This window comes from Fredinandcohnia onubensis (assembly GCF_002734285.1).
GTDB classification, from domain to species: Bacteria; Bacillota; Bacilli; order Bacillales; family Bacillaceae_L; genus Ferdinandcohnia; species Ferdinandcohnia onubensis_A.
In genome coordinates this window covers 18,258-38,084 of the sequence record NZ_NSEA01000034.1, presented here as the reverse complement: position 1 = coordinate 38,084, position 19,827 = coordinate 18,258, and the positions used below count along the sequence as shown (strand labels likewise).

The 19,827-nt window shown below is 36.4% G+C and carries 26 protein-coding genes; 17 read left to right on the top strand and 9 right to left on the bottom strand.

All coding sequences use genetic code 11. From position 1 onward, the window contains the following. Positions 1–64: 64 nt before the first annotated feature. Positions 65–1,477 carry a PQQ-dependent sugar dehydrogenase gene (locus CKJ95_RS22395; RefSeq protein WP_099355688.1) on the bottom strand — a complete coding sequence of 471 codons (1,413 nt, stop codon included), beginning with the start codon at positions 1,475–1,477 and terminating at the stop codon, positions 65–67. A 150-nt stretch (positions 1,478–1,627) separates the two neighbouring features. Between CKJ95_RS22395 and CKJ95_RS22390 the strand changes: the two genes are divergently transcribed. Both CKJ95_RS22390 and CKJ95_RS22385 read left to right on the top strand, forming a co-directional pair. Then, positions 1,628–2,197 (top strand): hypothetical protein, encoded by a 570-nt coding sequence (locus tag CKJ95_RS22390; RefSeq protein ID WP_099355683.1) that lies wholly within the window; start codon positions 1,628–1,630, stop codon positions 2,195–2,197. A 132-nt stretch (positions 2,198–2,329) separates the two neighbouring features. Continuing rightward, on the top strand, positions 2,330–3,214 hold the full coding sequence (locus CKJ95_RS22385) for a M23 family metallopeptidase (protein WP_257215902.1): 885 nt from the start codon (positions 2,330–2,332) through the stop codon (positions 3,212–3,214). A 61-nt stretch (positions 3,215–3,275) separates the two neighbouring features. On the opposite strand, the gene CKJ95_RS22380 is transcribed toward CKJ95_RS22385, so the two are convergent. Next, positions 3,276–4,718: a serine hydrolase domain-containing protein gene (locus tag CKJ95_RS22380; RefSeq protein ID WP_099355682.1), complete on the bottom strand. Its 1,443-nt coding sequence runs from the start codon at positions 4,716–4,718 to the stop codon at positions 3,276–3,278. 269 nt (positions 4,719–4,987) lie between these two features. Between CKJ95_RS22380 and lepB the strand changes: the two genes are divergently transcribed. From lepB to CKJ95_RS22365, 3 genes are all read left to right on the top strand, one after another. Further along, positions 4,988–5,530 (top strand): signal peptidase I, encoded by a 543-nt coding sequence (gene lepB, locus CKJ95_RS22375; protein WP_099355681.1) that lies wholly within the window; start codon positions 4,988–4,990, stop codon positions 5,528–5,530. 229 nt (positions 5,531–5,759) lie between these two features. After that, a complete protein-coding gene (locus CKJ95_RS22370; protein WP_099355680.1) occupies positions 5,760–5,969 on the top strand; it encodes a hypothetical protein in 210 nt (69 codons plus the stop codon). Between the two features lie 126 nt (positions 5,970–6,095). Beyond that, on the top strand, positions 6,096–6,893 hold the full coding sequence (locus CKJ95_RS22365) for an HAD family hydrolase (protein ID WP_099355679.1): 798 nt from the start codon (positions 6,096–6,098) through the stop codon (positions 6,891–6,893). A gap of 137 nt (positions 6,894–7,030) precedes the next feature. On the opposite strand, the gene CKJ95_RS22360 is transcribed toward CKJ95_RS22365, so the two are convergent. Beyond that, positions 7,031–7,633 (bottom strand): LysE/ArgO family amino acid transporter, encoded by a 603-nt coding sequence (locus tag CKJ95_RS22360; RefSeq protein WP_099355678.1) that lies wholly within the window; start codon positions 7,631–7,633, stop codon positions 7,031–7,033. Positions 7,634–7,675: 42 nt separating this feature from the next. Next, the gene (locus CKJ95_RS22355; protein WP_099355677.1) at positions 7,676–8,509 is read right to left on the bottom strand and encodes a MerR family transcriptional regulator; all 834 of its coding nucleotides are present in this window, start codon (positions 8,507–8,509) and stop codon (positions 7,676–7,678) included. A gap of 108 nt (positions 8,510–8,617) precedes the next feature. On the opposite strand from CKJ95_RS22355, the gene norA reads away from it, so the two are divergent. The 7 genes from norA (at position 8,618) to CKJ95_RS22320 (ending at position 14,263) form a co-directional block, all read left to right on the top strand. Further along, a complete protein-coding gene (gene norA, locus CKJ95_RS22350) occupies positions 8,618–9,808 on the top strand; it encodes a multidrug efflux MFS transporter NorA (RefSeq protein WP_099355676.1) in 1,191 nt (396 codons plus the stop codon). Positions 9,809–10,085: 277 nt separating this feature from the next. After that, positions 10,086–10,490: an IDEAL domain-containing protein gene (locus CKJ95_RS22345; RefSeq protein WP_099355675.1), complete on the top strand. Its 405-nt coding sequence runs from the start codon at positions 10,086–10,088 to the stop codon at positions 10,488–10,490. Positions 10,491–10,520: 30 nt separating this feature from the next. Next, on the top strand, positions 10,521–11,006 hold the full coding sequence (locus CKJ95_RS22340) for a nitroreductase family protein (RefSeq protein ID WP_099355674.1): 486 nt from the start codon (positions 10,521–10,523) through the stop codon (positions 11,004–11,006). A gap of 718 nt (positions 11,007–11,724) precedes the next feature. Beyond that, positions 11,725–12,894 carry an MFS transporter gene (locus CKJ95_RS22335; RefSeq protein WP_099355673.1) on the top strand — a complete coding sequence of 390 codons (1,170 nt, stop codon included), beginning with the start codon at positions 11,725–11,727 and terminating at the stop codon, positions 12,892–12,894. A gap of 111 nt (positions 12,895–13,005) precedes the next feature. Beyond that, positions 13,006–13,401 carry a group-specific protein gene (locus tag CKJ95_RS22330; protein ID WP_099355672.1) on the top strand — a complete coding sequence of 132 codons (396 nt, stop codon included), beginning with the start codon at positions 13,006–13,008 and terminating at the stop codon, positions 13,399–13,401. Then, positions 13,398–13,850: a GNAT family N-acetyltransferase gene (locus CKJ95_RS22325; RefSeq protein WP_099355671.1), complete on the top strand. Its 453-nt coding sequence runs from the start codon at positions 13,398–13,400 to the stop codon at positions 13,848–13,850. Before CKJ95_RS22330 ends, CKJ95_RS22325 begins: the two co-directional genes overlap by 4 nt. A gap of 35 nt (positions 13,851–13,885) precedes the next feature. Beyond that, positions 13,886–14,263: a VOC family protein gene (locus tag CKJ95_RS22320; RefSeq protein ID WP_099355670.1), complete on the top strand. Its 378-nt coding sequence runs from the start codon at positions 13,886–13,888 to the stop codon at positions 14,261–14,263. A gap of 31 nt (positions 14,264–14,294) precedes the next feature. Here CKJ95_RS22320 and CKJ95_RS22315 read toward each other — a convergent pair whose 3' ends face one another. The 3 genes from CKJ95_RS22315 to CKJ95_RS23980 form a co-directional block, all read right to left on the bottom strand. Continuing rightward, a complete protein-coding gene (locus CKJ95_RS22315) occupies positions 14,295–14,735 on the bottom strand; it encodes a GNAT family N-acetyltransferase (RefSeq protein ID WP_180271661.1) in 441 nt (146 codons plus the stop codon). A 165-nt stretch (positions 14,736–14,900) separates the two neighbouring features. Continuing rightward, positions 14,901–15,632 carry a class I SAM-dependent DNA methyltransferase gene (locus tag CKJ95_RS22310; RefSeq protein ID WP_099355669.1) on the bottom strand — a complete coding sequence of 244 codons (732 nt, stop codon included), beginning with the start codon at positions 15,630–15,632 and terminating at the stop codon, positions 14,901–14,903. An 89-nt stretch (positions 15,633–15,721) separates the two neighbouring features. Then, positions 15,722–15,850, bottom strand: a complete 129-nt coding sequence (locus CKJ95_RS23980) for a hypothetical protein (protein WP_257215901.1) — start codon at positions 15,848–15,850, stop codon at positions 15,722–15,724. 118 nt (positions 15,851–15,968) lie between these two features. On the opposite strand from CKJ95_RS23980, the gene CKJ95_RS22305 reads away from it, so the two are divergent. The 5 genes from CKJ95_RS22305 to CKJ95_RS22285 all read left to right on the top strand — a co-directional run bounded on the left by CKJ95_RS22305 (position 15,969) and on the right by CKJ95_RS22285 (position 18,295). Further along, a complete protein-coding gene (locus CKJ95_RS22305) occupies positions 15,969–16,751 on the top strand; it encodes a class I SAM-dependent methyltransferase (protein ID WP_218962770.1) in 783 nt (260 codons plus the stop codon). 99 nt (positions 16,752–16,850) lie between these two features. After that, positions 16,851–17,048, top strand: coding sequence for a hypothetical protein (locus tag CKJ95_RS22300; RefSeq protein WP_099355668.1), 198 nt, complete (start codon positions 16,851–16,853; stop codon positions 17,046–17,048). Positions 17,049–17,137: 89 nt separating this feature from the next. Further along, positions 17,138–17,404: an adhesin gene (locus tag CKJ95_RS22295; protein WP_099355667.1), complete on the top strand. Its 267-nt coding sequence runs from the start codon at positions 17,138–17,140 to the stop codon at positions 17,402–17,404. Positions 17,405–17,418: 14 nt separating this feature from the next. Continuing rightward, positions 17,419–17,766, top strand: coding sequence for a rhodanese-like domain-containing protein (locus tag CKJ95_RS22290; RefSeq protein ID WP_099355666.1), 348 nt, complete (start codon positions 17,419–17,421; stop codon positions 17,764–17,766). Between the two features lie 166 nt (positions 17,767–17,932). Next, positions 17,933–18,295, top strand: a complete 363-nt coding sequence (locus CKJ95_RS22285; protein ID WP_099355665.1) for a hypothetical protein — start codon at positions 17,933–17,935, stop codon at positions 18,293–18,295. A gap of 22 nt (positions 18,296–18,317) precedes the next feature. On the opposite strand, the gene CKJ95_RS22280 is transcribed toward CKJ95_RS22285, so the two are convergent. Continuing rightward, positions 18,318–18,599, bottom strand: coding sequence for a hypothetical protein (locus CKJ95_RS22280; protein ID WP_099355664.1), 282 nt, complete (start codon positions 18,597–18,599; stop codon positions 18,318–18,320). Between the two features lie 307 nt (positions 18,600–18,906). Continuing rightward, a complete protein-coding gene (locus tag CKJ95_RS22275) occupies positions 18,907–19,683 on the bottom strand; it encodes a class I SAM-dependent methyltransferase (RefSeq protein ID WP_099355663.1) in 777 nt (258 codons plus the stop codon). Between the last annotated feature and the right edge of the window lie 144 nt (positions 19,684–19,827).

Genomic DNA, 19,827 nt, shown 5'->3' with positions numbered 1-19,827 from the left:
TTTTAGGTTTATGACATTGGGACAGGCCCCCTGTCCCAGTTTTGGACAATGGACCTGTGTCGATTCATTGAACAATTTCAAAGACTGTTCCTTGGTTAAAATCGGTCACTTTTGTAGAGCCTTGAGTACCTAAGTATAATTGGGTTTGGTTAAGGTTCGTTCCTAAGCAAACGTAATAAGTTGATTCAGAGCCAGAATTGTAATTGGTTTCAATAACCCTATAATCATTTGGTTTACCATCCGTCTGTACCCTCGTATAAGCTAAGGCCCCTCTGACTGGAGTTTGTGTTTTTTCCTTTCGGGCAAAATCAGTAAATACAACACTTCCTGTTAATGAAGGAATTCCATTCCCCATATAGGCTTGCACGCCTGTTAGCGCAGTTCCACTAAACTTCTCAGGACGAGGATCCTGATGGTAGTAACTCGTTAACGGATGAATTCGACTCACAGAAGTTTCAATGGTCTCCTTGTAAAATCCTATTATTTTCTCATTCAAATCCTGATTAGATGCACAGTTCCTTATTATAGAAGTAGGCAAATCACCTTCCCATCCACGCCAACCCAAATTAATAAATTCTCCATGGTAAGCGGGACTAGGGGACTCCCTGTGTCCTACAAGTTGCGTAACCGGTATTGGTTTGTAATTTACGAATGAAAAGATGGACTCTACTAATTCCTGTCCGACATTTCCCACGTATTTAATAAACATATTATTAATCCTTTGATAGGAAATTCCCGGTATATTGCGAACCCCCTTAGCAATGACCGTAAGCGTTTCCTGAATAGGTACCGGTAATTCGTTAAAACGCGTGACGACGGGCGGATTATGGTTTGTTGTATTTTTACTAACATCGATTTCAATAATTTTCCCCGCAATTTCCATATCATCCTGACTTAAATTAAACGGATCATAGCCCGATCCACCATCGCCGGTTGTTAAAACAAGTTTCCCTGTTTCTGGTGAAAAGTTTAAGCTGTTAACACCATTATGATTTGAAAATGGTCTTCTTAGATTAAGTAACGTCCGCCTTTTTTGGGGTTGGCCATTCGGTTGTAATATCCATTCTTCAACAGTATCAATATGATCAAATAGAGTATCTCGATTTGTCCATCTAAGGTTTAATGTATTGGGATCACATGAGTTCGGAGTATATGACTCAGAAAGAGCACCTGGACCTTGAGTACCAGCTGCTGAATAGTGAAGGTAGAACAAACCGTTATAATAAAATCCAGGATGAAATGCTAGTCCTAGCAATCCTCTCTCATCATATCCACCAGAAGCACCTAGTTTGATGATTCGTGGTCGAATATCTAAAAAAGTCCGAATATCACCGTTTCCTATGTAAAAGATTTCTCCGACTTGGGTTGCAATAAATAACCGTTCAATTGAGTCACCCGGAAGAAAAGCTGTTTTTAAAACAGTGGGTAAATTAATCCGTTGTACAATGGGACGTAAACGAACCTTCACTTTTCTCAACAAATTTTACACCCCTTCTATTTTGTTTTTATAAGAATATGAGTTGAAGATTTCTAATAGTACCTATTTAAAAAGACTGCTGGTCTAGAACAAGAATTTCTAGCATAATCTTCAGTCTTACTGCATTTACCTCTAATATGGGGGTGTCACATGCGGTCATTTATTAAAAAAGTAGCATCTAGTTTTTGGGGAGATGAGACAAACCTGTCGATCGACAGTTATCCAAAGACAATGCGGCTTGTAGTTGGTTCATTATTAGGTTCAGCGGCCGTCATTTTTCAATCTGCTGGGGTTTTTACGGGGATCGGTTTTATCCTGAGTATGATGAGTACGGGTCCTTTAGTGCTTGCTAGCCTCATGTCACTTAAAATGGGTGTGATGACTTATTTCGTATCCGCATTCCTATTGGCAATGCTCCAGCCAAGTGAACTATTGGTTTTTCTCTTTACCACAGGCTTATTGGGACTCAGTTTAGGCATTGGCCTTAAGTATTTTAAGAGGAGCGTATTAACAATTGTGTTTGCAGCATTATGTTTGACATTAGGTATAAGTCTTTTATTATATGTTTTTAAATTTCCTATATTAGGTCCATCCGTATCATCCCAATTTAATAGTGTGGTTCTATTAGGGACTTTTGCCTTTTGCTTATTGTATAGCTGGATTTGGAAGAAAGTAAGTATCTCTGCTTTTAATGTCCTCCGAAAAATCATTTCACGATGATAGTGGGACAAGGGACCTGTGTCCCTGTTTCCCATTATTCATATAAAAGATACATATAATTAATAAATGATAAATTCTTATTTGTTAGTATTGAGCTAGATTTAAAGTTGGAAAGTATGGAGGAACTCTTAAGTGGGATCAATTATAAGGAAAATAGGCGTTATTAATAGTATCTTGATAGTTATCCTTTTGTTTTTATGGTTTAGTGTGTTTTTTATTCATTGTTTAATAGGTGCCTATGCATGGGCGATACTTAAAATGATTTTACCGTTTATAGGCATGATTGTTGCCTTCTTCAATCTTTTTCTTTTTATTATTTTCATCGTTAAAAAGAAAAAGCTTAGTAAAGTAGTAATGAATATTATTGTAAGTGTGGTATTTGCTATTCCAATACTTTTGACAATGAATATCATACCTTTTGCATACCCTGTTAATATTGATAGCGTAAGCCCGTCCGTTACTGTAAATTGGCCAATGGCTGAACAAACAGTTGTCGGATGGGGTGGTGATACGACTAAAGATAATTTACCTCATGTTATATGGTCTTCGGAAAGATGGGCATACGATTTAGTAATGGAGCCATATGATATTGGAAGTAAAAAGAACGAGGATTACGGGATATGGAACAAAGAGGTTTATTCCCCTGTGTCTGGTACGGTAGTTGCTACTTATGATGATGAAGCAGATATCGAACCGGGTACAGAAGAATTTCTCTCGATGGAAGGTAACTATGTTTATATTAAAATCGATGAAACAGGGACATATTTGTTACTAAATCATTTAAAGAAGGATAGTGTATCTGTGAAAGTAGGGGAGCGTGTAATCCCGGGAGATTTAATTGGACGAGTAGGGAATAGCGGGTCCACCTCAGAACCTCATTTACATATTCATCATCAAAGACAAGACCCAACAAAAGTTATCTACCCTATTCTAGCAGAAGGCCTTCCCTTGTTTTTTGAAGGGATTAACGGTGATAAAATGCCGAAAAAAGGTGACATTATAAGCCTAGGTAAATAAAGGTCTACTGTAACACTTAAAAGAGGCCGGAATCTCAAAGGGAGTATACCGGCTGATATATTTAAGCGATTTTCTTTCTTTTACTAGAGACAAGGAGAAGGCTCCCGTTTGCAAATAGTAATACCGATAATAATACCGTAAGTAGAGCGATATCAGGTGCAAATAGTTTAATCGAATGCCAAGGTGATGATGAGAAATACATTAATGATGGAATTATAATGATGGCCAGTAATATCAATATCATTCCAATACCTATATTCATACGGCGATATCTTCTTCTTTTACTAGATTTTATTTTAACTAGTAATTGAATAGTGGTTGCGGCAAGTATTAATAGTAAAACAGAAATAACGATTTGAACGGTTGGTTTATAAGCGTCCACTTTCACTGGTTTTTCTCCATTCAAAATTGAAATAATCCCATTCCTGAAATGGATGAGGGCGGCTTCTTCTAAAATATGTTCCTTATTTGTTAGAATAACCCCTCCCCAATTATCTTTAGGATAGAAAAAGATATCTGTCCGAGAGTCAGGAGTTGATCCGGAATGCCATATCATTTCTTTGTCCGATCCAGGGTCTGTTATCCTCCAACCGAAGCCATAATACCGCGTTTCACCTGTTTGCACATGTGGTAAAAAGGATTGATCTAAAAGCATTTCCTTCACAAGTTTTTCTTCATTTCGTTCAATCAGGGCCATCAGATAGTGTACCATGTCATTTGAACTTGCTGTAATGTATCCGTAGGGTGCACCTCCATTGTCATAAGGTACATTACTTTTTACAGGGAATCCGAACCATGATTGATACCCTGGTTGATACCCATGTTCATATGCTCTTTCCTTGTCAGCTGCAGCATGATTCATTTCCAATGGTCGAAAAACTTGTTCATCCATAAAGTCTGCATAAGACCGTCCAGAAACTGCTTCAATTAATGCTGCAAGAATAGAGTAATTTGCATTGCTGTATTGGTGTAGAGTTCCTGGAGTTTTAGTTAGTTTAGTGTCTGAGAGCAATTGTATATTCGTTTGGATTGCATCACTCTTACCGGATCCTAAATCCGAAATAGCCAAGCCGTCATATGTACTAATGCCACTTGTTTGAATTAGTAGTTGCTTAATCGTTATTTCGTTCGAAGCCTCTTCATCTTTTAAAGTAAAAGAGGGGAGGTACTTTTTAATCGGATCATCAAGTTCAATCAACTCTTTTTCTACGAGTTTAAGAACTGCAAGTGCCGTAAACGATTTACTAATGGAACCTAATGAAAAAGGGGTCTCTTGTGTTACTACTAATTCATCCCCACCTGTCTTACCAAATGACTCCGAATAAATGATTCTATCATTTTCAACAATGGAAATTGCAGCACCGGGGATGCGCTGGTCTTCAATGTAGTTCTCAATATATGAATGTAATTCTGAATATACCGCATCCTGAGCTGATATATGTGATGTTGGCAACAAGAATAAGAATGATATCGTTAAAATTAAGAAATATGGTACTCTTTTCACTTTACAGACCTCCTTCTGAACGAGATAAAGCCGCTAAAACCAATTAGTCAAGCTTGTTCTGTCCATATCCTTACTTTAATTCGAGTAAATACTTCATACAAGTGTATGGGTGTAAAAAATATGTAAAGATTGATTTTAGCTTGATAGACTAAGAAGGAATTTGAACTTGTTTTGTGGAATACTAATATAAATATAGATGTCCAAAGTATTCTTAATAACTGAAGGAATAAAGGCAAAATACGATGGAGAATATGTAGGAAGGTGAAAATGTGGTTGATACTAGAAGTGAGTTTTGGGAATGGATTAAAGCCCTTTTTATTGCACTCTTAATAGCTTTTATTATTCGTGTGTTTTTCTTTACACCTGCTATTGTTGAAGGCGCCTCGATGCAGCCTACTTTGCAAGACCAAAATCGAATGATTGTTACAAAAATAGGTGAACCGAAAAGATTTGATGTTGTCGTATTTCACGCAACTGAGGAAAAAGACTATATTAAAAGAGTGATTGGTTTACCAGGAGATCGCATCGAATATAAAGATGATACATTGTACATTAATGGAAAACCATACGATGAGCCTTATTTAGATAATAGTAAAGAAGAGCTTATTGATGGTCCATTAACAAATTCATTCACATTACGGGAAACTCCAGTGGGGAGTGATGTAGTTCCTGAAGGACATTTGTTTGTTATGGGGGATAACCGTCGAAATAGTATGGACAGTCGTCACATTGGGGCGATTCCAATAGATAGCGTAGTTGGAACTACGAACCTTGTAGTCTGGCCAATCAAAGAGATAAAAATACTTGATTAAGTTACTATAAAAGGTGCACTCATTAGCACCTTTTTTATATGGGGTTCTAGTATTTTGAAACTTTCTCTTTTTAAATGCGTATACACTAGAAAGATGAACTAAAGGGATGGTCTTGATGGAAGCGATCTATACAATTCTTGAGAATATATTTGGTGCCATTGCCCATGTTTTGGATAAAAGGAAAAAAGGTAAAAAAAAGAGCGTGATCTAACGGAACGGGGTGAAATAAATGTTAGCTAAGATTAAAGCATTACCTGAGAAAAGAGCATTCATGATCGGCATTTCTATTATCGTAATCAGTCCATTATTATTATTTCTATTTTCACTTTTATTCCCTATAGGTAATTGGATGACGATGATTATCCAAGGGATTATCTGGGGGATTGCTACCTTATTTGTATTAAGTGCTGCTGATAAGAGGCATTCACGAGTGAAGTAAGCCTTAAATGATTTGGTTTTAACTTAAGCTTCCCGATAAACTTTATGTTATCTGTACACTACATTTACTTAGCTTTAATATTCAGATGATATGATTGGTTTATCAACGAATGAGGAGGCATTATACATGAATGTGCGTGCACTATTTATTGATATGGATGGTACATTACTAACCGCTTCAAACACCATTTCCCAACGAAATTTAGAAGCCATTTATAGGCTGATTAATCAGGGAGTAAAGGTTTTTCTAGCGACTGGTCGACACTATGAAGTAACTGCGCCTTACCATAAAGAAATCGGATTACGAACACCAATGATTTGTTTGAATGGGGCTTCTATTCATGATGCATTGACGGGAAAGGCGTTGCAAATGAGAACCGTCAGCATAAATGAAGAGCGATTTCATCATCTGACTGCTGAAAGATCTTGTAATGTTATCGTTCATACAGCAAATGGGCTTTATTGTAAGGAAACAGATGAAGAAATCGATTATTGGACAAAAGTGGGGCAAACTCCACCAAAATATATTGGAGATTTAAGACAGGCTCAATATCAAGATGTCCTTAAATATAGTGTTCGAACAGGTACAGCAAGTCCAGAATTATCGTCTATATTTAAAAAGGAAGCAGAAGTCATTGATTGGAATGATGGGTTTGAGTTAGTTGCTCCTAAAGTTTCGAAATGGTCTGCTATAGAAAGCTTAATTCATGCATATCGAATTAACCCAAAAGAAGTTGTAGCCATTGGTGATGGACCAAATGATATCGAAATGCTTCGTCATGTCGGTACTGGTGTGGCAATGGGGAATGCAGATAATGATGTAAAAGCAGCAGCTGATTTTGTTACAGGGCACCACCAAAATGATGGATTAGCTCAGTTCATTGAACGCTATCTATGTATACCATATGAGCCGTATGCCTTGTAAAGTAAGCTGAATGGTAAGTGATTAAAATGTTTTGCTTTTTTGTCGTAGATGAATGAAAACTAAATACACAATACATTCGACCATATAAGTGAATACATTATATGGCTTTTTCATCTCTATTAAACTCAAATGAGTTCTCACACCAACCCAATTAAAAGATAAATAGCTGTCCCCCAAATAAAGATGGCAGAGCATTTGTTGAACATCTTCATTAATACACCTGTACCATCTAACTTTTTCATAATCGCACCTGCTAGCATTAACCCAAAGAACCATATCCAAGATACGAGAATACAAGAAACAGTAAACAGTATTTGTTCCGTTCCAACATATTTTAACGCACTTGTCCCGATCACCCCGACGATATCTAAAATGGCATGCGGATTTAACAATGAAACGGATAGAGCAAAGATGATTTGTTGCCGGATTGGCAATGCTTTATTCGTTTCATTTGCTGTAGGGGCAGACCGCCAAATCGCATATCCCATATAAAGTAAAAACAATATCCCAGCACTCATCAGACTAATCCGCAGCCATTCAAATTGTAGAACGATAGCGGATAAACCAAACACAGCTAAAAGGATTAACAGAGTATCGCACAATCCAGCTGTAACGGTTGCAGGGAACGCCCTCAGTAGTTTTGGCTGTGTTGCTCCTTGCGAAAAAACAAATACATTTTGTACACCTAAAGGTAAAATTAGACCGAATGCTAAAATAATCCCATGTAAAATGGCTTCCATAAACTCAACTCCACTGTTTGAACAAATAGGCTTAGTCCAAACTTATTCTTTATTTTTATACACCTGTACCATAATCTTGGTTACATATTCCTCTTTTTGATTTCTTACAACCGTATCGTAAACATACTCTTCAAAAACATGATCTCCTAAGGTTAGATTTAATCGCTCCATTTCTGAAAGAAGTCGCTTATATGTTTTATGTATTGTTTTATCATCACCGATATGATATCCAATAAGGAAATCACCTTTTACAGCTTGGAAATAAGGATATCCTTCCTTGGGATTAGGTTGTTCCATATATAAGTAGCTATATTTAGCGAATTCTCCCTTTAATACTTGCTCCCGTTTGGTTATACCACCTATAGGGTAGCCTGTGTCAAGTTGTGATTCGTTTAATTCATCAATAAATTCAGAGATGACTTCTACAAATTCTTCATCCGATATATTTTCAATGTTTCTACTTAAATAAAGTGTAGCTTCAGGTAAGTGTTCAAGCGTAATTTGTTCAAAGTCAATTTGGGTGGCCTCTTCCATTAAGGCTATTTTTGCCTCAATCAGCTTTTCCTTCATTTCAATTTCTTGACGCTTTTTCACGATTTCTTCCCTTTTTTGATACATTAAACGTAAAAAGCTTTCAGGGGATTTGTTTTGTGTATATTGTTGAATGTCGTGCAGTGACATATCGAGATCCTTTAATAAATCAATTACATAAAATAACTCCATTTGGTTAATGGAATAAAATCGGTATCCTTTTTCATTTTTATATACTGGAGACAAAAGCCCAATTTGATCGTAGTAAAAAAGAGTCTGTTTGTTAACCTTGCAAAGCTTTGCGAATTCACCAGTCGTTAAATACTTTACATTTTTTTCATTCATTTTTTACATCACCATCCTTGACTATATAGTAACTATATACACTACGATAAAATCTGTAAACAAATGAGAGGTCTTTTGGTATTTGTTTTGCTAAGGAGTGTGAAATTGATGAAAACATATAAAGTTACCTTATGGTTATTATTAATGAATTTATTCATTGCCTTTTTGGGAATTGGTCTTGTCATTCCTGTATTACCAACGTTGATGAATGAATTAGGTTTAACCGGTACAACAGTTGGATATTTAACGGCTGTGTTCGCGATTGCTCAATTGATTGCCTCACCATTTGCAGGTAAGGCTGTAGATAAATTTGGAAGAAAAATCATGATTGTCATTGGTTTGTTTATTTTTGGCTTCTCAGAATTCTTATTTGGGATTGGGAAAGAAATCGAGATTTTATTCATTTCGCGTATTTTTGGTGGAATTAGTGCTGCATTCATCATGCCAGCAGTTACAGCCTTTATTGCGGATATTACGACTTTAGAGACTCGTCCGAAAGCACTCGGTTATATGTCTGCGGCCATAAGCACAGGGTTTATTATTGGTCCAGGTATAGGTGGATTTCTTGCAGAATTGGGGACGCGAATTCCCTTCTTTTTTGCAGGGGGACTTGGTACGATTGCAGCGATTCTTTCGATCATTTTATTATCTGAACCCGAACGTCAAACAGAAAATCATGAACAGCCATCAGAAGAACAAATTGGGTTTAAACGGATGTTTGCTCCAAAATATTTCATAGCGTTTATTTTAATTTTTATTGCTTCGTTTGGTTTAGCAGCTTTTGAATCGTTCTTTAGTTTATTTGTAGATCACAAATTTCAATTTACACCAGCTGATATAGCTATTGTGATTACCGGTGGTGCCATTTTTGGTGCAGTGTCTCAAGTTCTTTTATTTGATCGATTAACACGGATATGGGGTGAAATAAAACTGATTCGATATAGTTTAATCGTGTCAGCTTTGCTTGTCTTTCTAATGACCGTCGTTCATTCCTATTTCGCAATATTGCTTGTTACATTTATTCTGTTTGTCGGGTTTGATTTATTCCGACCTGCTGTTACTTCATATCTATCGAATAACGCAGGGAATGAACAAGGATGGGCTGGTGGAATGAACTCGATGTTCACAAGTTTAGCAAACGTTAGTGGACCCATTTTAGGCGGTATGCTATTCGATATCGACATCAATTATCCTTACTACTTTGCAACAGTGATCATTGCTTTTGGGATTATTTTAACCTTATTCTGGCGGAAACAAGAAAAACCTGTTAACCAGGTAAAACCCAGTGTAGCTAATTAAGTAAGATAAAAATAATGTAGTTAAGCAAGCACAAGCACAAGGGGGGGTTCCTCTTTGTGCTTTTTTACAGGAATAAAGGATCATCTTTCATTTTTCTTCAAACATCATTTGACAATGAGAATCATTTTCATTTATAGTATTACTTGAGATACATTCTCATTTGTGATTGGAGGAACATAACGTGATATCCCCTTTTAATTATAATCCCCATAATTAAACCATAAATAAGCGCCAGTTCCTCCACCAAATGAAGATTGGTTTATGGTAGGTGAATGTCATGAAGCATCGCTTTGTATTATTAAAAACCAGTGTCATAGAAGTGGAATGTCCTTGCACAAAATGCGAAGGATTGAAAAAAATAGAAGTTAAAAAAGGAACGATTTTAACCATTACTCCAGATCGTAAGTTTGTTGACAGCCTTGGTTGGTACGTGCTAATTGACTTTGATGAGAAATTCCAAGTATACATAAACATTCATGACTTCGAAAAATATTATTTTGAACAAATTTTCTGTTCGTTTATAGACCTTGATTTAAAATTAATCTATCTAGAATATAAGCTTGATGAATCTCTAGATGAAAAAAATGAAGAAGCTTTTCACATATTGTCAAACGAACTCAGCGATCTGAGCGAATTGAGAGAGAAAATTATTCGAAGCATGAGCATACATTATGAAGGATAGATGAATAGGGTTACACGAGGAGGTAATGACTTGAGTATAGTAGAGGTAATTAAGGCACGGCGTAATATAAAGAGTTTTAAACAGGATCAAATTGAAATGAAGCAAATTTATAATTGGTTACAAGCGGGTTCGATGGCTCCAAATCACAGAATGACTGAACCTTGGGAAGTATATGTGGTTGGTCCGGAGACGAGGAAAAAATTAAATCATAAAACGAACTTCGGTAATGCACCAGTGGTTCTTGCTGTTTTATCAAGACATGGTGCATCAGATGTAGAAACGTACGAAAATGCAATTGCAACTTCTTGTTTTGTGCAGAATTTTCTTCTAGCCGCTTGGGAAGAAGGAGTAGGTGCGTTCTGGTCATCAATTGCAAATGTCCAAAGAAACCGTGATATTTTAGGAGTTCAAGAAGGGTATGATGTTATTGGAGTATTTGGTGTCGGATATCCTGATGAAATTAAAGATGCTAAAGAAAGAACATCTATCCAAGAAAAAATAAAGTATCTTTCGTAAAAAAGCTCATATTATTACTGCTAGCATGGTGCGTTGATCCTTAGTTGGGTTAACGCACTTTTTTGTTTTCTTTTGGAATGTTAGTCCTTTTTGAATAAACTATGCAACACTGATGGCCAACAGTGATTGGGATTCAAATGTGTTTATAATCACAAGAGTAATCGGAATCCGGCTCAGATTCTGACACAAATGCCTATGGAATTCTGAGGGTTGTCAGAATCCAGCACTGATTGGGACACATCTGCCCAAGGAATCCTTAAAGCTGTCGGAATGCGGCACGGATTCTGACACAAGCGCCTATGGAATTCTGAGGGTTGTCAGAAACCAGCACTGATTGGGACACGGAAGTCCTAGAGGAATTGAAAGCTGTCAGAATGTGGCCAGATTCTGACACCAACGCCTTTGGAGTTCTAAGAGTTGTCAGAATCCAGCTTTGATTGGGACATGGAAGTCCTAGGGGAATTAAAAGCTGTCAGAATGCGGCACAGATTCTGACACGCACCGGCTCGGAGTCCCCTCTTATTAAGAAATTCCCGAAATGAAATCATATAATCCTACTGATTAAATCCCCCTAAGTCAAAACCTTAAAATATCAGGAAAATTTTGAGCTAATTGTAAATTGGACGAAATCAAATAATAGAGATGAGATTATTTTCTTGAGTAAGCCTTCATCAACAGATAGTATAGAGTTTGGGACAACAATAGGAAGGAAGACAACATGGATAAACGTATTTATTTTTTAATGATCATATCCTTTATCATTGGGTTAGTTGAACTAATCATTAGCGGCATTTTAGATTTAATTGCAGAAGATTTAGATGTAAGTATCGGCCAAGTTGGTTTGCTCATAACTGTGTTTGCTGTCATTTTTGCAGTGGCCTCACCTATTTTACTTGTCATGACAGCTAAAGTAGAACGAAAACGGCTTACCTTAGTATGCTTATACATCTTTTTCATCGGTTGTATCGTAACCGTACTTGCACCGACTTTTTCAATTTTGTTTATAGGAAGAATTATTCTGGCGCTGAGTGGAGCGTTATTAATTATCTTGTGTTTGGTTATGGCACCTAGCTTAGTAGGAGAACAGTATAAAGGCAGAGCCATTGGAATTGTGTCAATGGGAGTAAGTGCTTCTTTAGTTTTAGGGGTACCGATCGGACTTATCATGGGTAATAGTTTTGGCTGGAGAGCTCCCTTCGTTCTCATCACGATTTTGACGGGATTATCCATCATCGGCGTACATCTATTAATGAGCAGAGTGCAACCGAAGCCTCAAATTCCGTTAAGGAAACAGCTTGCTACATTGAGAAATTACAAAGTTACATTAGGACTGACTACGACTTTTCTGTATATGACAGGTCATACGATCATGTATGCCTATTTTAAGCCTTATTTAGAAACAACCACTGATTTTAACGCGACTTGGATTAGTGTCATTTATTTCATTTTTGGTTTTGCGGCAGTTAGTGGTGGAGGGCTTGGTGGTGTCTTGGCAGATTTATTGGGATCAAGAAAAACAATGGTTATTTCACTAGTCATTTTTAGTGCTTTATTCTTTGTATTTCCATTTTCATCTGATTTCTCTCTTGTGTTTTTCATTGTCCTAATTGTTTGGGGGATTCTCAGTTGGGCGATTTCACCGGCTATGCAATCCTATCTGATTGAAATAGCCCCTGAATCATCGGAAATTCAGCAAAGTTTGAATAACTCAGCCCTTCACTTAGGTGTTGCTGTCGGCTCCGTAATTGGAGCTGGAATCGTTGATAAACTATCAGTTACAGTAAACCCATTTGCGGGTGGAATCTTCATTATCTTATCACTCATTACAGTCGTCATTTCTGTTAGAAGCAAGGAAAAGGATACGTATAAAACAAGGAGCGCAATTTGATTTCATTCAAATTGTGCTCTTTTTTATTCTATGGAAAAAAATGCTAGGATTCAGAAGGATTCTCTAAACGAATAGGAGAATAGGTAATAAAAGCAAAAAACAGGAGGAACTATGAAAAAGTTTTATGTTGCATCAAGTTTTAAGAACATAGAAACAGTTCGTTATGTTTCACAACAACTAGTAAAAAGAGGTTTTATACATACATATGATTGGACTAAAAATGAAAGGGCTTCGACATTCGATGATTTAAAAGTTATTGGGACCGAAGAGAAAAATGCAGTAATAGAATCGGATTTTCTTATCGTCTTAATTCCTGCAGGAAAAGGCAGCCACATTGAACTTGGAATAGCACTTGGACAAGGTAAGAAAATCTATCTTTATTCACCGGATGATCAAATAAATCATTTTGAAACAACAAGTACGTTTTATCATTTACCTGAAGTCGAAAAGTGTATTGGCACTATTGAAGAATTAATAGAAAATGTCGCAGAAGGTGAAGAAAAATGAAAATAGTCTCCATTAAAGAAAAACCAGAATATATGAAAAGTGCCATAACCTATATTCAAAGCAAATGGGCTAGTGAACAAAGCATGAAGGTATATGAAGATTGTATTGAACATTGCATTTCGAGCCCAAACCCCTTGCCACAATGGTATCTTTTGATGGACGAAGAAAAAATAATTGGCTGCGCAGGCCTTATTACAAATGATTTTATAAGCCGGATGGACCTTTATCCTTGGGTATGTGCTGTATACATTGAAGAAGAGTATAGAGGAAATAATTATGGGTCGCTCCTGTTAGAACGAGCTAAAAACGATGCGAAAGCAGGAGGTTTTTCAAACTTATATCTTTGCACAGATCACATTGGATTATATGAAAAATACGGGTTCAACCATATTGGTACAGGCTATCATCCGTGGGGGACGAGTTCTCGTATTTACGCAGTAGCTTTGTAAGTGATCTAAATTTAACCAAGGAGGTAAAGTGCTATATGACCAAACCACTTTTAAAAGGGATGGAAGGTGTATTTATCCCAGTAAAGGACCCCAAAGTATCCGCAAAATGGTATGAAGAAATACTTGGCTTTAAATTGCTTTACATTGAGGAAGAAGCTGCGGTTATGAAGATTTCTGAACAGGCGCAGACTGTAGTATGCCTAGTTCGAACCTCCAATCATCAACCAATGGCGTTTCCGGAAAATAACTTTGGTGTCGGAAAATATTATAATTTCATCCCTGAAGACATTGAAGAAACTCACAAAAACTTACTTGAAAAGAATGTGAAAGTAAACCCAATCGGAGGAGAAGGAACAACAAGATTCTTTACCTTCTACGACCCTGACAACAACCCATTAGGAGTATGCCAATGATGTGGGACAGTGGACCTGTCCCTGTGTCCCATCACCAATAATAGATATAGTGTTTGATATCCTTTTCTACTGCCATCCCAACTTTCTCGTATAGAGCCTGCGCTTTTGTGTTGGACACGCCTGTTTCTAATGCAATAAATCTTGCATCATGTTGTTTTGCAAAATCAAATGCACATTCCATTAATTTTTCAGCGATTCCATGTCTACGATAGTTTTCAATAACGAATAAATCATTTAAAATAAATGCTCGTTTCATCGCAACAGATGAAAATGTTGGATACAATTGCGTAAAACCCACACACTGATCGTCAATTTTCGCGACAAATAAGATGGACTCTTCTTTTAAAAGACGTGCTTTTAAAAATTGTTTTGCAGCCTGAATATCGCTTTGTTGATTATAAAATGTTCGATAGTCATCGAATAACTGTGCCACTAAATCTAAATCTTCTGCTACTAATTGTTCGATTATCATAACCATTCCTCATTTCCTTTACTTTATGTATAATTATAGAAAACAAATTGACATTCAAAAAGATACAATAATAAACTTTTTTGAATGTCATACAGTGGGACAGTGTACCTGTCCCTGTGTCCCGTAAAAAGGGAGAAGAGTTATGGACTAAGTAAAAAATGGCGGTCACTTGCTACAAGAAAATATCAATACAACTGGAATTCGTTGTCTTCTTTTATACTCCTCATCATTTGAAAAATGTTCTCTTTCGGGAGACCCTTCGCGTAAATCATCGATTCTAAAACCAGTCTCAGTAAGAGCCCGGAAATAATGCTCAATCGTCCGGTGATATTTTACAACGATTTGATCAATCCAAGGTTCTTTTCTTTCACCCTCAAGAAAATAATCATCAACTACCCAATTTCCACGCATATCTCCTGTTTGTTTGCTTACGAAGGAAGAAGTTGTGAGTGGATGCTGGACACTGAAAACAAATTTTCCATTCTCTTTTAATGCACGATACACGTTTTGAAAAAGAGACCGAATGTCTGAAATATAGTGTATGGCGAAGCGAGAGGCGACAATATCAAAGTGGTTTGAAGGATAGCTGTATGTTTCCATGTTGTTGCGATAAATGGTTCCTTTCTCACTGTTAAGATTAAGCTTTGCAGCTGCGATCATCTGTTCAGAACCTTCAACGCCCGTATAATTGGCTGCACCTTGACTCAGCAAGTCTTTGCCAAAAGAGGCATCACCACAACCTAAATCTAATATACTCTTATTTCGAAAATCACCGATTAGCTCATAAATAATCGGACCTTCGATTGCATTATTGGGACTATTCTTTCTGCCTCTCCGCTTCATATAATTCGACAAAAAGTCCTCGTTGTCGTATGCACTTGCTCCTCGAAATTCCATCCACTAATAACCCCTTTCTCATCAGTATTTACTCGTTGCTAATGGTTATTTTAACATGTATTGTAAAATTATGGGGTAAACTTAACGTTTTATAGAATGGTTGAAAGGAGAATGCCGATTGAGTGAATGGAAAGATCTAACCAAGGAATCACAAGCCGCTTCATATAATTCGACAAAAAGTCCTCGTTGTCGTATGCACTTGCTCCTCGAAATTCCATCCACTAATAACCCCTTTCTCATCAGTATTTACTCGTTGCTAATGGTTATTTTAACATGTATTGTAAAATTATGGGGTAAACTTAACGTTTTATAGAATGGTTGAAAGGAGAATGCCGATTGAGTGAATGGAAAGATCTAACCAAGGAATCACAAGCAAGATGGGAAGAAAATGCGGAACATTGGGATGATTATATGGGAGACGAGAGTAATCGATATCATCGAGAACTGATTCGCCCTTATACTGAAAAACTATTAAACGTAAAAGAAGGTCAGACCATATTAGACATTGCTTGCGGTAACGGAAATTTTTCAAGGAGACTTGCGGAATTGGGAGCAGATGTTATTGCCTTTGATTACTCTGAAAAAATGATAGAACGGGCAAAAATAAGAACGAAGGACTACATAAATCAAATCGATTACAAAGTTGTGGATGCAACCAGTTACGAGGAATTGTCTGTACTTGGAACTGACCAATTTGATAGTGCAGTAGCCAATATGGCCTTAATGGATATAGCGGATATCACGCCTTTAGTCAAATCCTTACATAAGATGTTAAAGTCAAATGGCGTTTTTGCTTTTTCAATCACACATCCATGCTTTCAACCACCTGGAGTCCGTAAAGTCACGGAAACCGAAGAAAGGAATGGAAATGTAATCACTAGAAATAGTATTCAACTTTCAAACTATCTCACACCAGAACCGTACCAAGCCATTGGCATAAAAGGTCAGTCCAGTCCACATCTCATGTTCCACCGCCCATTATCGTATTATCACAATCTATTTTTTGAAACTAATTTTGTGTTGGATGGTATGGAAGAACCAAGCTTCCAAAAAGAGACTGATAAATTTGATTGGCTTGAGATTCCACCTGTACTTATCTTGCGGTTTCGAAAAAGATGATTCGGAGGCAAAACAACCTATTTTTGAAGCTTCATGTTAAAATTTACATAATGAAGCATGCAGTTTTACTACCTTATGGTTATTATGGGGGAGAATTTAATGAAACAGAAAAGAGAAGAAAAAAAGCATCCACTCTATTTTTTGATTTTAAGTTTAGTATCTATCGTATCAGGCATAGGAAATCTAAGGTATTTCATGAATCCAGACAGTATATATGACATTATACTTGGAATTATTGGTGCCGCAGCCATCATTGGGTCCATTATTCTATTCAAGGAATATAAACGATTAGCATAATTAGGGACAGGTCCCTCGTCCGAATAGGAGTTGGGTCTAATAAAGATAAGGTTTATAATGAATGTATGGATGGATAGGAGGAGAAAAGGATGTACATAACAGACGAGGCGAAGCAATTATTGGAAAAGTCAGGTGCTGTGGGTATTCGTCTTTACACGGTTCCAAGCGACGAACATGGACCGCAAATCGCTTTAGCGATCGATGAGCCACATGAGTTTGACCGTGTTCAAACGATTAAAGGAATCAAAGTAGCCTTTGATCCAAGTGTAACTGGAACGGAAGTCTTAACTTTAGACAAAGAGGAAACTGAACATGGTGTTGGATTGGTTTTAACTGGACCAGGAAGTTATTCGTAAAAGGAGGAATGAAAATGCCCCTTAAAAAGATTACACCTGAGGAATTATTTCAGAAAATGAATACTCAGGGTAAGGTTGTCCTTTTAGACGTAAGAGCAGAGGACAAGTACAATGACTTTCATATTGAAGGCCCAAATATTGAGAGTCAAAACATTCATAAAGAGGAAATTTTTAAATCAGAAGAAAACAAGAATGATGCGGTTAAGTCCTTACCAAAGAATCAAGAGATAGTCGTAACGTGCACAACAGGAAATTCTGCTACTAAATGTGCAAACATCCTTTCAAATCAAGAATACAATGTTGCTGTTTTAGAGGGTGGAATTACGGCGTGGAAGGAATTTTTACAAGCCAAAGAAGAATAGTGAACAACGAAATCGATCGCTAATGGTAGGCGGTCGATTTTTGTAACTAAATTTTAATGTCTGGATTTCATTTATTGTTCGCCCTTCATGATTGTATAATAGAAACATATATTGAGGTATGTAGTCCTCCTGTTTCTAAGTCATGTATCTGAGGGGAGATGGCAAAATGAGTTACGAGATGAGAATCGCTACGATGCTGGCTGAACAAATTGATGGTTTTATTCACTTCGTTCAAGAAAACTATGAAAATAAACATAAAACCTACATCGAAAATCCGGATAAATGGTACCAAGTAAAGCTACTAATAGAAGAATTTAAGTTTCAACTAAACGCATCCGAACTTAGAAGAATCAACCGATTTTCTTGGAATGAAAAGTACACAATCTTATTAGTTGATGATGTTCAAAAGGGCTTGGATGTGATTGAGGAATACATCGAGAGAAACTACGGGGAGTTATTTATGTTAACGGGCAGACTTCACACATTAAGGAGTTATTGTTCGTCACTTAAAATAAACCACCGAAATTAATCCGGTGGTTTTTATGTATGTATTATCTATTTTTGTAATACCAAAGTACCCGTCGTAGATGAAATGTACTCTCTTCTATTACTTTTTTTAAAACTAAATATAATCCAAGAATAAAAGTAATAATTAAAATGATATGAATTACGTAGTACCAAATAGGGTGATTATAAAATGTTGTTGTAGTTGTAATTCCCGTATTCAAATCTGTCATTTCTAACTGGCTAGGAATAGGATCATAAAGTATTTCGATAGTTAAATAAGTTAGTATAGATTGGAGAATAAGGAATATTCCGATTGTTTCTTTCATTATTTTACCTCCATCAACCGATTCACTAATAACAGTTTAACATAAAAACAGTAAGTTTTTTCCACAAATACCATAACATTGGTTTAGTGGAGCATAAAAGTCTTATTAAAAATTACCGTTACAGAAAGTTCTGTAACACAACTTTTTTAGTGTGATTTTTGTATACCAAGAAAGCTCGGTTATTATAATACAAATCTCTTAATAACAGCAAAAAAGGGGCATCAGAATCGTTCTCTTTGATGTCCCTTTTTTTAATAATTATTTTGGATTCGATAACGGAACCTGTTAACCAAAGATTCCTTTTTAATTAATATTTTAAGCCAACCACTCGAATCCTTTTATAATCTGCCGTCCAACTTTTATTTGAGTATAAAATTTCTTTTAAATTCTTTTCAACATTAGAAATGATTTCACTTTTTGATGATATTGGTATACCATCAAAAAGTTGGCTGCCAAACATATTAATCCAGTTTATTAATCCATTCTCTCCATCCAATAGAGTTGGGCGATCATAATGCTGAGCAAATATCACTCTAAACCCTACTGCTTCCATTAAGTTCGTATACTCCGCAATGCTTGGATAATACCATGGAAATTGAGTCTCTTTATAATCAAATCCAGCTTTCACTATTTGGTGAATGATTTCATCTGTTATTGTTTGTACATTTCCTTTTCCACCGAATTCAGCAATAAACCTTCCCCCATTTTTTAGGCTCCGATAAATACCATGTAATGCTTGGTTAGCTGGCTTTACCCAATGGAGTGTAGCGTTAGAGAAAACTGCGTCAAATTCGTTATTAAACTCTATGTTTGTGGCATCTTGAACCTTGAACGGTATATGTGGATATTTTTGAATGGCATGTTCGATCATATTTTCGGATTTATCGACACCTAAAATATCTACGCCATTTTTATATAATGTATGTGTCAAATCCCCTGTTCCACATCCAAGGTCTAGAATTTTCTCCCCCTGCTTTGGTGCTAGAAGTTCTACTAAACTAGTCCCGTATTTTGAAACAAATGAGTGCTTTGAATCGTATAAATCAGCATCCCAATTGTCCTTTGTGGTTTGAAATGTCCCCATGCCAACACTCCCTTTATTAGAATAATGAATCTAGTTATTAATTAAATTATAATGAAATGTATAGACATAGGTTATTAAGATTATGTAAAGAAAAGACGTTGGCATCAAATTATAAAAGGATTAATGATAATTTTTGTTGAATTA

Excerpts from the sequence above, each read along its gene's own strand:
- CKJ95_RS22390 (WP_099355683.1), top strand. The coding sequence starts at position 1,628 with ATGCGGTCATTTATTAAAAAAGTAGCATCTAGTTTTTGGGGAGATGAG.
- CKJ95_RS22295 (WP_099355667.1), top strand. The coding sequence starts at position 17,138 with ATGTACATAACAGACGAGGCGAAGCAATTATTGGAAAAGTCAGGTGCT.
- CKJ95_RS22355 (WP_099355677.1), bottom strand. The coding sequence starts at position 8,509 with ATGAATGAAAAAAATGTAAAGTATTTAACGACTGGTGAATTCGCAAAG.
- CKJ95_RS22290 (WP_099355666.1), top strand. The coding sequence starts at position 17,419 with ATGCCCCTTAAAAAGATTACACCTGAGGAATTATTTCAGAAAATGAAT.
- CKJ95_RS22315 (WP_180271661.1), bottom strand. The coding sequence starts at position 14,735 with ATGATAATCGAACAATTAGTAGCAGAAGATTTAGATTTAGTGGCACAG.
- CKJ95_RS22275 (WP_099355663.1), bottom strand. The coding sequence starts at position 19,683 with ATGGGGACATTTCAAACCACAAAGGACAATTGGGATGCTGATTTATAC.
- CKJ95_RS22310 (WP_099355669.1), bottom strand. The coding sequence starts at position 15,632 with ATGGAATTTCGAGGAGCAAGTGCATACGACAACGAGGACTTTTTGTCG.
- CKJ95_RS22325 (WP_099355671.1), top strand. The coding sequence starts at position 13,398 with ATGAAAATAGTCTCCATTAAAGAAAAACCAGAATATATGAAAAGTGCC.
- CKJ95_RS22280 (WP_099355664.1), bottom strand. The coding sequence starts at position 18,599 with ATGAAAGAAACAATCGGAATATTCCTTATTCTCCAATCTATACTAACT.
- CKJ95_RS22300 (WP_099355668.1), top strand. The coding sequence starts at position 16,851 with ATGAAACAGAAAAGAGAAGAAAAAAAGCATCCACTCTATTTTTTGATT.
- CKJ95_RS22370 (WP_099355680.1), top strand. The coding sequence starts at position 5,760 with ATGTTAGCTAAGATTAAAGCATTACCTGAGAAAAGAGCATTCATGATC.
- norA (WP_099355676.1), top strand. The coding sequence starts at position 8,618 with ATGAAAACATATAAAGTTACCTTATGGTTATTATTAATGAATTTATTC.
- CKJ95_RS22330 (WP_099355672.1), top strand. The coding sequence starts at position 13,006 with ATGAAAAAGTTTTATGTTGCATCAAGTTTTAAGAACATAGAAACAGTT.
- CKJ95_RS22360 (WP_099355678.1), bottom strand. The coding sequence starts at position 7,633 with ATGGAAGCCATTTTACATGGGATTATTTTAGCATTCGGTCTAATTTTA.
- CKJ95_RS23980 (WP_257215901.1), bottom strand. The coding sequence starts at position 15,850 with ATGGAATTTCGAGGAGCAAGTGCATACGACAACGAGGACTTTTTGTCG.
- CKJ95_RS22335 (WP_099355673.1), top strand. The coding sequence starts at position 11,725 with ATGGATAAACGTATTTATTTTTTAATGATCATATCCTTTATCATTGGG.
- CKJ95_RS22345 (WP_099355675.1), top strand. The coding sequence starts at position 10,086 with ATGAAGCATCGCTTTGTATTATTAAAAACCAGTGTCATAGAAGTGGAA.
- CKJ95_RS22285 (WP_099355665.1), top strand. The coding sequence starts at position 17,933 with ATGAGTTACGAGATGAGAATCGCTACGATGCTGGCTGAACAAATTGAT.
- CKJ95_RS22320 (WP_099355670.1), top strand. The coding sequence starts at position 13,886 with ATGACCAAACCACTTTTAAAAGGGATGGAAGGTGTATTTATCCCAGTA.
- CKJ95_RS22365 (WP_099355679.1), top strand. The coding sequence starts at position 6,096 with ATGAATGTGCGTGCACTATTTATTGATATGGATGGTACATTACTAACC.